Source organism: Pseudomonas sp. LBUM1640 (assembly GCF_059716225.1).
Window position 1 is genome coordinate 1,598,603 of sequence record NZ_CP166816.1, and the last position, 13,997, is coordinate 1,612,599.

Here is a 13,997-nt window from a genome sequence, read left to right on the forward strand (position 1 = left end):
TGCGTGAGGGGCAGGACGTATGCTCAATGCTTTATCGAACTGGCCATACGTCCTGGTCGCCGATCACATAGATCTGCCGTCCGTCGTCCTGCTCCACTGCATAACCGCCGGTAAATGCCCCGAACGCCGGTAGCAGGCTGATCCGCCGCCCAAGCTGAAAGCATGGCAGGCGCAGGCTCTGCCGGCCCTTGCCGCGCAAGCGATACACAGGATGCACATGCCCCGCCAGCACATGATGGCTGGCGTGCGCGTCTGGTTCGTGTTGCAGCGCAAACGGCCCCATCAGCAACGGCTCGGGAACCACCTCAATCCTCAAGTCGGCAGGCGGGTCGCCAGCGCGTTTATCGTGATTGCCCCGAATCAGGGTCATACCCAGCTCGGGGTTGCGCTCACGCCAGGCTCTCAGTGCGCCCAGCGTGCCGCTGGCGTGAGAGCCGGGGCCGTGCAGGAAGTCACCGAGAAAGATCACCTGCGCACACGGTAGGGCGGATAACAGCCGGTCCAGGCGCTGCAGGTTTTCTGTGGTGGTGCCCTGCGGCACCGGTTGCCCCAGGCTGCGATAGGCCGACGCCTTGCCAAAATGCGCATCGGCAATCAACAGGCACCGGCGAGCGGGCCAGTACACGGCCTTGTCCGCCAGCAGCCACAGCGCTTCCCCCTCAAGCGTCACCGAACAATGCATCAGCGCTTCCCGTTATCCGCGATTTTTTCCAGATCCTTGACCATCCGCGCGATGCGCTCCGAGAGCTTTTCCGAACTCATGCTCTCGCGCATCCGCTCAACCAGCAGCGGAAAGGCCAGCGGCGTAGGCCGTTCGATCAGGTGCAGGTCCAGTTTCAGCGCGGCCAGATGACGCAATGTCTGTTCCAGGCGGCGAATATCCAACTCGTCACGCAAGACTTCTTCCCCAGCCTGGGTCAGCAGCAGGTTCTGTGGGTCATATTGCTTGAACACTTCGAAGAACAAACCGCTGGAAGCCTGCACCTGCCGCGTGCTTTTCGGCGCGCCGGGGTAGCCGGCGAATACCAGCCCGGCGATACGCGCGATTTCGCGAAAGCGGCGCAGGGCCAGTTCCCCGGCGTTCAGGCTGGCCACCACATCCGCCAGCAAGTTCTGCGGACTCAGCAACGTCTCGTTCAGCAACACTGGCCAATCCACTGGCGTGGCACTCAACAGCTCCAGCCCGTAATCATTCACGGCAATCGAAAAAGTCACCGGCTGCTGTTGGCTGACCCGCCATGCCAGGAGGCTCGCCAACCCCAGATGCACCTGGCGCCCGGCGAAGGGGTAAAGAAACAGGTGCCACCCCTCGCGTGACTTCAGGGCTTCGGCCAACAAATGTGCACGCGTCGGCAGGCCTGACCAGCGCAACTGGGTTTGCAGCAGGGGCTGCACCGCCTGCATCTCAGGGCCGTCGAAGTGCCCGTGTGCCGCCGCATCAAAACGCTCGACCACAGCTTGGGCCAGCTCATTGGAAAGCGGCATGCGCCCGCCATTCCAGCGCGGCACCGCGGCTTTTTTCGCGGTACTGCGGCGCACATAGGCCGTCATGTTTTCCACCCGCACCAGCTCCAGCAAACGCCCCGCAAACAGGAAGCCATCGCCGGGTTTGAGCCTTGCGATAAAGCCTTCCTCGACACTGCCGAGGTGCTTGCCGCCGCCGCCCTTGCTCCAGAATTTCAGTTGGATACTCGCGTCGCTGACGATGGTGCCCACGCTCATGCGATGGCGACGTGCCAAGCGCGCATCCGGCACACGCCAGACGCCCTGTTCATCAGGCTCGACGCGGCGGTAATCCGGGTAAGCGGTCAGCGACAGCCCGCCATGGCGTACAAACCCCAGCGCCCAGGCCCAGTCGGCCTCCGTGAGGTCGCGATAAGCCCAGGCGCCACGGACTTCCGCCAGCAGCGCGTCCGGCGTAAACCCACCGCCCAGCGCCATGCTCACCAAGTGTTGTACGAGCACATCCAACGGTTTGTAAGGCGATTCGCGGGCTTCGATGCGTCGCTGCGCAATCGCATCTTGGGCGGCGGCGGCCTCCACCAGTTCCAGGCTGTGGGTCGGCACCAGCGTCACCCGTGACGGCCGCCCAGGCGCATGGCCGGAGCGCCCGGCGCGTTGCATCAGGCGCGCCACGCCTTTGGCCGAGCCGATTTGCAGCACGCGCTCCACCGGCAGGAAATCCACGCCCAGGTCCAGGCTGGAGGTGCACACTACCGCCTTGAGCTGGCCGTCTTTCAGGGCGCGCTCCACCCAGTCGCGGGTTTCGCGGGAGAGCGAACCGTGGTGCAGGGCGATCACGCCGGCCCAATCCGGACGTGCCTCGAGTAATGCCTGATACCAGATCTCTGACTGCGCCCGCGTGTTGGTAAACACCAGGCAACTGCTACTGGAGTCAACTTCGGCGACGACCTGCGGCAACATCTTCAAACCTATATGCCCGGCCCAGGGAAAACGCTCGGCAGTGGGCGGTAACAAGGTATCGACCTTCAACGCTTTGGCCGTTTGCCCCTGCACATTGATACCGCCGCCTTGTGGGACCAATACCTCCAAGGCGTGGGATTGATTGCCCAGCGTCGCCGAGATCCCCCACACCATCAACGCCGGATGCCAGCGCCGCAAGCGTGCCAGCGCCAGTTGCAGCTGCACCCCACGCTTATTGCCGATCAGTTCATGCCACTCATCCACGATCACCATGCGCACGTGCGCCAGGCTCGTTTCGCTGTCAGCCCGCGCCAGCATCAATGTAAGGCTTTCCGGCGTGGTGACCAGCGCGGTGGGCTGGCGGCGGCTCTGGCGGGCGCGTTCGCTGCTGCTGGTGTCGCCGGTGCGCAGGCCGACGCTCCAGGGAATCTGCAGGGCCTCAAGCGGCGCTTCAAGTGCGCGTGCCGTGTCGGCGGCCAATGCGCGCATGGGCGTGATCCACAGCACTGTCAGCGGTTCAGCAGGTGGCTTGCGTTTACCCGTGGCGGGCGGGCGAGTGATGGCGAAACGATTCAGGGCGGCAAACCACAGCGCGTAGGTCTTGCCCGCGCCGGTGCTGGCATGCAGCAACCCTGACTGGCCCTGTTTGACCGCCGCCCACACGTCTTTCTGAAAGGCGAACGGTTTCCAGCCCTTGGCGGCAAACCAGTGTTTTGCGAAGTCGAGGGGTTTTGCCATACGGCGGCTGACGCTCTGGAGGCTCTCTTTCAAAGACCCTCCAGGCGTCGCAAAGGTTTACTTCAAATTACCGCTCAGGAATTGCTGCAGGCGCTCGCTCTTCGGATTGCCCAGCACATCCGCAGGCGCGCCTTGCTCTTCCACCAGGCCCTTGTGCAGAAACAGCACCTGGCTCGACACCTTGCGCGCAAAGCTCATTTCGTGGGTGACCATGATCATGGTGCGGCCTTCCTCGGCCAGCCCCTGGATTACCTTCAACACTTCACCGACCAGCTCCGGGTCGAGGGCCGAGGTGGGTTCGTCGAACAGCATCACCTCGGGCTCCATGGCCAGGGCGCGGGCGATGGCCACCCGTTGCTGCTGGCCACCGGAGAGGAACGCCGGGTATTGATCGGCCACGCGCGCCGGCAAGCCCACTTTGTCCAAGTAGCGACGGGCGCGATCTTCGGCGTCCTTCTTGCTGCACCCCAGCACCCGGCGCGGGGCCATGGTGATGTTTTCCAGCACGCTCATGTGGCTCCACAGGTTGAAATGCTGGAACACCATCGCCAGCCGTGTGCGCAGGCGTTGCAGCTCGGCGTCGTCGGCCACGCGCATGCCATGGCGGTCGCTGACCATGCGGATCGGCTGGCCGTCGAGGGTCATCGCGCCGTCGTTGGGGGTTTCCAGAAAGTTGATGCAGCGCAAAAAGGTACTTTTGCCCGAGCCGCTGGCGCCGATCAGGCTGATCACGTCACCGGTCTTGGCCTTGAGCGAAACACCTTTGAGCACTTCATTGTCGCCATAGCTTTTATGCAGGCCTTCAACCGTCAATTTGTACATGGGGCGTGCATCCTCAAGGCGAAAGTAGGTAGCCGCTGCGGTAGGCTTCAGTGCCTGCGACATGGCTGATCACCATCCCGGCAGTGGCCATGCGCCGCAGCGAACGGGCGTAAAGCAGGCCGGCCTTTTGGCAGTGCACAGGCGTTACGCGGTCAGTAATGGGGTCGATGATTTCGGCGATCAGTTGCCCGGCTTCCAGGTATTCCCCCGGCAGGGCGCTGAACACCAGCAAGCCGCCGACCGGCGTCGTCACCGGCTCCACGCCCGCCAGCGGGGTGGCCGGGTAGGGCAGCTCGGGCAGTGGCGCCGCAGTGCCTTCAATCGCGCCGAAGTGTGTCAGGTAATCGATGATTGCCTGGCAGTCCAGGCGGGCCAGGCCGTGGTTGACGTCGCCCTGGCCGCGCAGCTCGACGGTCACCGAAAAGCTGCCCATGGGAATCGGGAAGCGCTCGCCGAAGCGTTGCTGCAACTGCCACCACACCAAGGTGAAACATTCATCGAAGGATTGCCCGCCGGAATCGGTGGCGAGCAAGTTGGCTTCCGAGCCGAGATAGCGCGCCAGTGGCTCCACCTGCGGCCAGGCTTCGGGCGTGGTGTACAGGTGCGCCACGGCTTCGAAGTCGCAATGCAGGTCCAGCACCATGTCGGCATCACAGGCCAGGCGTTGCAGCACCAGGCGTTGGGAGTGCAACTGGGTGTCGGCGGTTTGCTGGGCGAGAGCAGTGGACAGCGCGGCACGGATTAGTCGGGCATTGTGCTGCGAGTCATCCCCCAGCAAATACTCGACTTGGTTACCGACCTCTTCACTGAGGTCGACAAACCGGCGATTGAAATTCTGCCCGCTTTCCAGCTCATAGCGGCCCAGCGGAATGTCCATCAACACCTGTTCCAGGCCCACCGGGTTGGCGATTGGCACCAACACGATTTCGCTCAGCAGCCTTCCGGCCGCCGCCAACTCAGCCAGGCGCGCCTTGAGGTGCCAGGCCACCAGCATGCCCGGCAGCTCATCGGCATGCAGCGATGACTGGATGTAGACCTTGCTTTGCGCCAGCGCTGGGCCGAAGTGGAAACTGTGGATCTGCCGCGCCGTGCCTGGCACCGGCGCGATCAGATCATGTACCTGATGACGCATCACGACTCCTTAATGACTCGGCCCGAGAAAGGCCAGCCAGCGACGTTCCGCCAGCCGAAACAGCCCGACCAGGGCAAAGGTCACGGTCAAGTAGATCAGCGCGGCGATACCAAATGATTGAAAGGTCATGTAGGTGGCCGAGTTGGCGTCCCGCGCCACCTTTAGAATGTCCGGCACCGTCGCGGTAAATGCCACCGTGGTCGAGTGCAGCATCAGGATCACTTCATTGCTGTAGTACGGCAACGAGCGGCGCAGAGCCGAGGGCATGATCACGTAGGCATACAGTTTCCAGCCGCTTAAGCCGTAAGCCTTGGCCGCTTCGACTTCGCCGTGGGCCATGCTGCGGATCGACCCGGCGAAAATCTCGGTGGTGTAGGCACAGGTGTTCAGGGCGAAAGCGAGGATGGTGCAGTTCATCGCATCCCGAAAGAACGCATCCAGCACCGGCTGAGCACGCACCGCCGCAATGCTGTAGATCCCGGTGTAGCAAATCAATAATTGGATATACAGCGGCGTGCCACGAAACAGGTAGGTGTAGAACTGCACCGGCCAGCGTATATAGCGTTTGCGCGAGACGCGGGCGATGGACAGCGGGATCGACACCAGAAAACCAATCACCAGCGAGGCGCTGAGCAGCCACAGGGTCATTGCCAGCCCGGTAATGTGCTGGCCGTCGCTATAAAGGAAGGGCCGCCAGTATTGCTGCAGAAGTTCGATCATCGCACGGCCTCCCGGGACCCAGCAGAGTAGCGACGTTCAAGCCGACGCAGGACGAAGTTGGAGGCGCTGGTGATCAGCAGGTAGATAAACGCCGCGATAACCAGGAAATAGAACAGTTGATAAGTGCTCTTGCCGGCGTCTTGAGCGGCCTTGACCAGGTCCGCCAGGCCGATGATCGACACCAGCGCCGTGGCCTTGAGCATCACCATCCAATTATTGCCGATGCCCGGCAGGGCAAAGCGCATCATTTGCGGGAAGGTCACGTAGCGAAACCGCTGCCCGCGCTTGAGCCCGTAGGCGGTCGCCGCTTCGAGCTGGCCACGCGGCACCGCGAGGATCGCGCCACGAAAGGTCTCGGTGAAATAGGCACCGTAGATAAAGCCCAGGGTGATCACCCCGGCGCTGAATGGGTCGATCTCGATGTAGTCCCATTCCATGAAGTCGGTAAAGCCGGTCAGCCAGATTTGCAGGCTGTAGAAAATCAGCAACATCAGCACCAGGTCGGGCACGCCGCGAATCAAGGTGGTGTAGAGCTGGGCGGGGATGCGGATCAGGCTGACGCTGGACAGTTTCGCGCTGGCGCCGAGCAGGCCCAGCAGGACGCTGACGGCCAGGGAGGCGACCGACAGTTTCACGGTCATCCACGTACCTTGCAGCAACAGCGGGCCGAACCCCTTCAAACTGAAGGCACTCAGCCCCAGGGTTTGCAAAAGATCTTCAAACATGAATTCAGGACCTATGGCGATAAAAAAGCGCCCACCTGAAACAGGTGGGCGCCGGGGTGTTATTTACCGCTGTACAGGTTCAGATCGCCGAAGTGTTTCTTCTGGATGGTGGCGTAGGTGCCATCATCGTGTAACGCTTTGATACCTTTATCGAGCAAGGCCTTGAGGTCTTTGTTACCTTTTTTGATACCGACCGCAGTTTTCGACGGCAGCAGTGGGTCGTCGATGGCCTTGCTGACTTCGTAGCCAGCGCCTGCCGGCGACTTCAAAAAGCCCAGTTCGGCTTGCAGCATGTCTTGTACCGAAGCGTCGAGACGGCCGGACGTCAGGTCAGCGTATACCTGATCCTGGTTGGCGTAGGCCTTGGTGGTTACGCCGGCCTTGTCCAGCACAGCCTTGGCGTAAGCTTCCTGGATGGTGCCTTGTTCGTAGCCTACCGATTTGCCCTTGAGGGACTCAGGCGTGGAGTAGTTCGCGCCTTTTTTGAACACCAGGGAAGTCGGGCCGGAGAACAGCTCGTTAGAGAAGTCGATTGCCTTTTCACGGGCTTCGGTCACGGTCATCGAGGAAATCACGCCGTCGAACTTGTTGGCGTTCAGGCCCGGAATCATGCCGTCGAAGTCACTTTCGACCCACTTGCACTTAACCTTCAGCTCGGCGCAGATCGCATTGCCCAGGTCGATATCGAAGCCCACCAGGCTGCCATCGGCGGCCTTGGACTCGAACGGCGCGTAGGAAGGATCGACACCAAAACGCAATTCCTTGTATTCCTTGGCTGTAGCAACACCAGCAGCCATGCACAGAGCCAGTGCAGAAAGGGTCAGCAATGCTTTTTTCATTATGTAATCCCTGGAAACCAAGATAAGCGCTTGTGGCGCGTTTAGGACTGTTACTGAACGGTGTCAGACGGATCACAAGTAGCAATTTCTGCACCATAGTTCCGAATGGGCGTTTTAAAAGGTGGGATAAGGGAGATCTGAGTGTAGGAGATGCCCGAAAATGGGCGTTGATTTTTCAGTGCACTATTTTGGGTCTGGTGTAGATGAAGGTTTGCGGGTTGAGTGTGGTGGTTGTTGCGGGGCCGCTGGGTACATATCCGTTGTTTGGGTGATGGCGGATATGGGTTCCGCCCTTACGGCGGGTCACTTTTGAAAAGAGCCCAAAAGTAACCAAAAGGCTCTTGCCCCACCACTCGGCACCTCGCTTAGGCTCGGTGTGCCCTCACGCAGGCTTTGGAGCGGGGGCCGCCGCGATGGGCCATCCTTGGCCCAGCGCGGCTAAACCGGCGTCCTGCCGGTTTACCCCCGCTCCAAAGCCTGCGTTCGGCCAGCGTGGTTGACGGGGCGCCTAAGATCAAAATCAAGATCAAGATCTACAGCACGGCGGCCTAGTAGCCGACCTGAGTGGTTAGATTAAAAGCAAGCCGAGGCGGCCTGACAGCCGACCTGTTTTTGGAAACTGAACTCGGTTAAATGTGGGAGGGGCGGTGCGACGGTTCGACTTGCTCCCGATGGCGGTGTGTCAGTTGATGCATTTAGTGGCTGACACACCGCATTCGCGAGCAAGCCCGCTCCCACATTTTGAGCTCAGTACATCAGGTAGATGTGTGTGTACTCGGTCAATGTGGGAGCTGGCTTGCCTGCGAAGGCATCAACTGGTTATGCCTGATGTACCGAGGTGTCTGCATCGCAGGCAAGCCAGCTCCCACAGAAAAGCAGCTCCGCTTCTGATCTGCTTTTGCTGTGCTGTTGCCCTGCTTTTGCTTCAACCACTCAGGTCGGCTACTAGGCCGCCGTGCTCTTGCTTTTGATCTTGATATGCTTTTGATCTGACAGGCCCCGTTAACCACGATGGCCGCACGTAGGCACGGTGGAGCGGGTAAACCGGCAGGGATGCCGGTTTAGCCGCGCTGGGCCAGGGATGGCCCATCGCGGCGACCCGCGGAAACGGGCCGGAGTGCGGGCATGCCGAGCCTTAGCGAGGCACCGAGTGGTGGGGCAAAGACCTTTTGGTTACTTTTGGGGCGTTTGCCAAAAGTGACCCGCTGTAAGAGCGGAACCATACGAAGCCGTTACCGCAGCAACGGATATGTACTCAATCTACCAAACCCCATCGCGAGCAAGCCCGGCACCCACATTGAGGTGCAGTGTTTGTAAGTAATGCCTCAGGCCAATAGATCCTGCAAAGTCCCTAGGTTGTCAGCCTCATCCACCGCCTTATCCTGCCGCCACCGCAACATCCTGGGAAACCGCACCGCAATCCCGCTCTTATGCCGCTTGGACAACGCAATCCCTTCAAAACCCAGCTCAAACACCATGCTCGGCGTGACACTGCTGACCGGGCCGAATTTCTCCACCGTGGTTTTGCGCACGATAGCGTCAACCTTGCGCATTTCCTCGTCGGTCAATCCCGAATAGGCTTTGGCGAAGGGAACAAGCGTGCGCTCCGTACCGGGCGGGCCGTCCCACACCGCAAAGGTGTAGTCGCTATACAGGCTGGCGCGCCGACCATGGCCGCGTTGGGCGTAGATCAACACCGCATCGACACTGAACGGGTCGACTTTCCATTTCCACCACACGCCCATGTCCTTGGTGCGGCCCACACCGTACAGACCATCCTTGGCCTTGAGCATCATGCCTTCCACGCCGAGGCGCCGAGAGTCTTCACGTTGCTGCGCCAGGTCGGCCCAGCTCGTGCCTGTCAGCAACGGCGAGGGCAGCAGCACCGCCTGGTTGCACCGCGCAATCACCTGCTCAAGCTGGGCGCGGCGCTCGGCCTGGGTGTGGTTGCGCCAGTCGTCGCCCTGATGTTCCAGCAGGTCGTAAGCGAGGACGGCGACTGGCGCGTCCTCGAGGACTTTTTTGCTCAGGGTCTTGCGGCCAATCCGCTGCTGCAGCAGGGCGAAGGGTTGCACTGAGTCCTTCCACACCACGATTTCACCGTCGATGACCGTGCCATCCGGCAAGCCGCTGACCAGGCTGTGCAGTTCAGGGAAGCGTTCGGTCACCAGCTCTTCACCCCGCGACCAGATCCATAGCCGCCCCTCACGCTTGACCAGTTGCGCGCGAATGCCATCCCACTTCCATTCCACCTGCCAGTCGGCAGGCGAACCGAGCAGGGCGTCGAATTGCTCCACCGGTTGCGCCAGCCCATGGGCGAGAAAAAACGGATAAGGCTGCCCGCCGCGTTGCGCATGTTCGTCGGATGATTCGGCGGCGATCAGCTTGAGGTAGCCTTCGGCCGTCGGGCGATTGGACAGGTCGGTGTAGCCCACCAGCCGCTGGGCCACGCGTTTGCTGTCCAGGTCAGCCATGGCGGCGAGGGCGCGGGTGACCAGCAATTTGGACACGCCCACGCGAAAGCTGCCGGTGATCAATTTGATGCACACCATCAGGCTCGGCTGATCCAATTGCGCCCATAGCGCGGGCAGGCGTTCGGCCAATTCCTGGGGTGGCAGGCCACGCAGGGGCAGCAGTTTGTCTTCCAGCCACACTGCCAGGCCGTCTTGCGAGGTGTAAGTGGATTCTGGCAGCAGCAGGGAAATGGTTTCGGCCAGGTCACCTACTGATTGGTAACTCTCCTCGAATAACCAGGGTTCAATCCCTGATGCTTCGGTGGCCATGTCGCGCAGCAGACGCGTAGGCACCAGTTGCCGAGGCCGCCCGCCGGACAAGAAGTACACCGCCCAAGCAGCATCTTCCGGCGGTGCTTGGCGAAAGTAGGCTTGCAGCGCCGCGAGCTTGGCGTTGCTGGAGGTGGTGGCGTCGAGGTTGGCGTACAACTCGGCGAAGGCTTTCATGCCGTGGCCTCTTCTTCGTCATCCCCGTACTCGGTGGTAAAACCCTGGGCGTCGAGGCCCTTTTCCCGCAGGTGGCGCACCAACACGCCGACAGAACCGTGGGTGACCATCACCCGCTCGGCGCCGGTTTGCTCAATGGCCCACAACAGCCCCGGCCAATCGGCGTGGTCCGAGAGCACAAAGCCTCGGTCCACACCGCGCCGCCGCCGTGTACCGCGCAGGCGCATCCAGCCGCTGGCGAAGGCGTCGCTGTAATCGCCGAAACGCTTGATCCAACTGCTTCCGCCCGCGGACGGCGGGGCGATGATCAGGGCTTGGCGCAGCAGCGGGTCGGTCTTTTTGAAGTCGCCGGCGTAGAGGGTTTCGGGGATGTAGACCCCGGCCTCGCGGTACACGCGGTTCAAGGGTTCGACGGCGCCATGGCTGAGGATCGGACCGATGCTGGCGTCGATGCCATGCAGGATGCGCTGGGCCTTGCCGAACGAATAACAGAACAACACGCTGGCCTTGCCTGCGGCGATATTGGCCTGCCACCAGTCATTGATGCCGGCGAATATCTGCGCCTGGGGCTGCCAGCGATAGATCGGCAGGCCAAAGGTGGATTCGGTAATAAAGGTGTGGCAGCGCACCGGCTCGAACGGCGCGCAGGTGCCATCGGGTTCGACTTTGTAGTCGCCGGACGCGACCCAGACTTCGCCCTGGTATTCCAGGCGCACTTGGGCGGAGCCGAGTACATGCCCGGCCGGGTGAAAACTTAAGGTCACGCCGTGGTGCACGAGTTTTTCGCCGTAGGCCAGGGTTTGCAGGTTGATGTCCTGGCCCAGGCGCGAACGCAGGATGCCTTCACCGGGCGCAGCGGCCAGGTAGTGCTGGTTGCCCGTGCGGGCGTGGTCGCCGTGGGCGTGGGTGATGACTGAGCGCTCGACCGGGCGCCACGGGTCGATGTAAAAATCACCAGCGGGGCAGTAGAGGCCTTCAGGCCGGGCGATGACAAGGTCCATGGGCGTGCCGGGGCAGTGGGCTTATCAGGTAGGAGGCGGGGGGAATAAAAGAAGTTCGATTGGATATGGGATCGTTCCCACGCTCTGCGTGGGAACGCTGCCCTGGACGCTCTGCGTCCGCGCTTGAAGGCGTGACGCGGAGCGTCACAGGATGCATTCCCACGCAGAGCGTGGGAACCATCATTACTTGCCGGGCGTCAGGGTCAACCGCGTTTTCCCATACACCTTCTCAAAGTTTTGCGGCTGCATCGGGAAGCTCAGGTATTGCGCCTTGAGCGACGGGTCGATGCCGTTCGCATAGTTCGGGCTGGCCGGGTTGCCGGACTGGCCGATGCCGCCCTGGCCCGTCATCGGTTCCACTTGGCCGAAGTCGACGATCATGCGCAACGCCGGCACCTGGGTGGTGTTGAAGTCCTGGCCCCAGCTGTACGGCGCCGGGTTCAAGGTGTTGTGATCGCCGCCACTGGCCAGTGGGCCGCGAATCACCTGGCCATTGGTGTTTTTCCAGGTGGTGGTGTGCAGCTTGCCCCACTGCCAGGCCTTGTGATCGCCGCCCAGTTGGCTGTCGCCCGCCGTGATCGCGGCGGCAAGGCTGAGGGCGAGGATCGCCGGTTTGTCTTCTTTTTGCGCAGTGCGCACGTCGTCCCAGAACGGGCTGTCTTCGCGGCCCAACAAGTGGTCGGCGTTGGCGGAGTAGGACAGGTTGGCGTTGCTGATAAAGGCTTTCCAGCTGGCGCTGTTTTGCGGGCCGAGTTCGTCGAGGAAGATCTGCTTGGTGCTTTCCTGCAGGAACAGCTCGTAGATCGCCGCGTCGGCAGAGCTTGGCGCCAGGCGCCCATCAAAAGCCATCAGGCGATTCAGCGCCTCACGTGCCTTGGCCGCATCGCCTGTCGGCAGCGCATCAATCGCCTGTTTCAGCGGCTGGGCCATGCCCGGCGCCTGGAACATGGTCTTGAGCTTGGCGGCAAAAGTGGTGGTCTGGTCGTATTGCATGGCGATCATGCTGCGGCTGTCATGCTTGCCGGCGTTGGCCAGCTGCGCCAGGCGCTCGCTGCGCTCCGGCGCATCCCAGGAGTTGGACAACTGCATGCCATAGCCGCGCGGTGCGGTGCGCTGGTTGGCGGTGCCGATCCAGCCTTGGGCCGGGTCCTGATCGTACGGGTGCAGCATCGCGTCGGCGTAACCGTCCCAGTCAAACCGCGCATCCCAACCCGGCGAGGGCAGCAGGCCTTCGCCTTCGCGGCGGTTGGGGAAGCGGCCGGTGACTTGCCAGCCGATGTTGCTGGCGTCGGCGAAAATCATGTTCAGCGCGATGGCGCGGATTTCCCGGGTGGCGTCCGAGGCCTTGCCGGCGTTTTGCGCGCGGGACAGGTCGAAGAACGCGTCCAGGCTCTTGTCGTCCTTGAAATCGGCGGTTTGCAGCGCCAGGCCCAAACCCGTGGTGAGCGCCTGGCTGCTGTTGAGCAGGGCGCCGTGGCGGGTTTCGTACACCACTTCGCGCAGTGGCCGCTGGCCCTTGGCGAAGTAGGTTTCGTTACGTACGACGGCCGGCAGCCATTTGCCGTTGTTCTCGTAGTACAGCGCGCTGCCCTGGCGTTTGACCTTTTCCAGGAACAGGTCCTGGGTGTCGCCTTTGACCGCGCTCATGCTCCACGCCACTTTGCCGTTGAAACCGGATAGCAGAGTCGGCAGGCCGGCAATCGAGGCACCGACCGCCTGGTATTTCGGCGCACGAATCTGCACGTAGTTCCACAGCGACGGCGCTTGCGGCTGGGCGGCAAGGTCGCTGGCCAGCAGGCTTTTGCCACTGCGGCTGCGTTGTGGGCCGATCGCCCAGTTGCTCGAGGTCGTCACCGCCAGTGCGTTGAGGCTGTTGAGTTGCTGGCCGACTGCGTCCAACCCGGCGAGGCCGGTGATCTGGCCAAGGTTCACGCCTTTGAGCTTGTCGGTTTCGGCCAGTGGAATCGGCTCATCCGGCGCACTTGGCGTGAGCCACGCGAGTTTGTCGACCCCAACTTTCTGCGCCAGCACCAGCGACGAGAGTTCTTCCTGCAAGTTGCTCGACTCGCTGAAATTCAGCAGGCAGAACAACAGCGCCGAATCTTCCGGCTTCCAGTACTCGGGCTTGTAGCCGGTCTGGGCCAAGTCTGGCGGCAGCTTGTCGCGGTAGCGGAACAGGTAGGCGTTGACACCGCGGGCATACACTTCAAAGAAGCGCTTGAGGCGCGGCGACGAGGCGTTATACAGCTCGCCGGCGCTTTTTTTCAGGTTGACGGCCCGCATGAAACGGTCGACGTCGAGCACCTCAGGGCCGGACATTTCCGCCAGACGGCCCTGAGCCAGCAGGCGCAGGGTGACCATCTGCGTGATGCGGTCGCTGGCGTGGACATAACCGAGGCTGAACAGCGCGTCATGGAAGGTGTTGCTTTCGATCAGCGGCATGCCTTGGGCATTGCGGCGTATCGAAACATTCTGTGCCAGGCCTTTGAGCGGCTGCACGCCGGCAACCGGCGGCAGGGTGTCCTGGGTGCTCTGGAGCTGGCAACCGGCCAGGCTTAACGCACTGGCCACTGCCGCGGCAACGCCGAACCGGGGAAGAAAATGTGAGAGGGCTGGCGAGGCCATGGCAAAGCTCC

Annotated in this window: 10 protein-coding genes; all 10 read right to left on the bottom strand. The window is 61.9% G+C overall.

The genetic code is table 11. From position 1 onward, the window contains the following. Positions 1 to 31: 31 nt before the first annotated feature. The 10 genes from pdeM to ACA065_RS07195 all read right to left on the bottom strand — a co-directional run bounded on the left by pdeM (position 32) and on the right by ACA065_RS07195 (position 13,986). On the bottom strand, positions 32 to 682 hold the full coding sequence (gene pdeM, locus ACA065_RS07150; RefSeq protein WP_497693904.1) for a ligase-associated DNA damage response endonuclease PdeM: 651 nt from the start codon (positions 680 to 682) through the stop codon (positions 32 to 34). Beyond that, the gene (locus ACA065_RS07155; RefSeq protein WP_497695311.1) at positions 682 to 3,162 is read right to left on the bottom strand and encodes a ligase-associated DNA damage response DEXH box helicase; all 2,481 of its coding nucleotides are present in this window, start codon (positions 3,160 to 3,162) and stop codon (positions 682 to 684) included. The genes pdeM and ACA065_RS07155 overlap by 1 nt, the downstream gene beginning before the upstream one ends. Before the next feature lie 57 nt (positions 3,163 to 3,219). Continuing rightward, positions 3,220 to 3,984 (bottom strand): ABC transporter ATP-binding protein, encoded by a 765-nt coding sequence (locus tag ACA065_RS07160; protein WP_065903037.1) that lies wholly within the window; start codon positions 3,982 to 3,984, stop codon positions 3,220 to 3,222. Positions 3,985 to 3,997: 13 nt separating this feature from the next. Continuing rightward, positions 3,998 to 5,116 carry a succinylglutamate desuccinylase/aspartoacylase family protein gene (locus ACA065_RS07165; protein WP_497693905.1) on the bottom strand — a complete coding sequence of 373 codons (1,119 nt, stop codon included), beginning with the start codon at positions 5,114 to 5,116 and terminating at the stop codon, positions 3,998 to 4,000. A 9-nt stretch (positions 5,117 to 5,125) separates the two neighbouring features. Next, complete coding sequence (locus ACA065_RS07170; RefSeq protein WP_497693906.1) at positions 5,126 to 5,836, bottom strand: ABC transporter permease; 711 nt, start codon at positions 5,834 to 5,836, stop codon at positions 5,126 to 5,128. Beyond that, positions 5,833 to 6,561 carry an ABC transporter permease gene (locus ACA065_RS07175; protein ID WP_497693907.1) on the bottom strand — a complete coding sequence of 243 codons (729 nt, stop codon included), beginning with the start codon at positions 6,559 to 6,561 and terminating at the stop codon, positions 5,833 to 5,835. Before ACA065_RS07175 ends, ACA065_RS07170 begins: the two co-directional genes overlap by 4 nt. Before the next feature lie 59 nt (positions 6,562 to 6,620). Further along, the gene (locus tag ACA065_RS07180) at positions 6,621 to 7,400 is read right to left on the bottom strand and encodes a transporter substrate-binding domain-containing protein (RefSeq protein ID WP_497693908.1); all 780 of its coding nucleotides are present in this window, start codon (positions 7,398 to 7,400) and stop codon (positions 6,621 to 6,623) included. A gap of 1,325 nt (positions 7,401 to 8,725) precedes the next feature. Beyond that, positions 8,726 to 10,360, bottom strand: coding sequence for an ATP-dependent DNA ligase (locus ACA065_RS07185; RefSeq protein ID WP_497693909.1), 1,635 nt, complete (start codon positions 10,358 to 10,360; stop codon positions 8,726 to 8,728). Continuing rightward, positions 10,357 to 11,361: a ligase-associated DNA damage response exonuclease gene (locus ACA065_RS07190; protein ID WP_497693910.1), complete on the bottom strand. Its 1,005-nt coding sequence runs from the start codon at positions 11,359 to 11,361 to the stop codon at positions 10,357 to 10,359. The genes ACA065_RS07185 and ACA065_RS07190 overlap by 4 nt, the downstream gene beginning before the upstream one ends. A gap of 183 nt (positions 11,362 to 11,544) precedes the next feature. After that, positions 11,545 to 13,986, bottom strand: coding sequence for a penicillin acylase family protein (locus ACA065_RS07195; RefSeq protein ID WP_497693911.1), 2,442 nt, complete (start codon positions 13,984 to 13,986; stop codon positions 11,545 to 11,547). Positions 13,987 to 13,997: the final 11 nt, after the last annotated feature.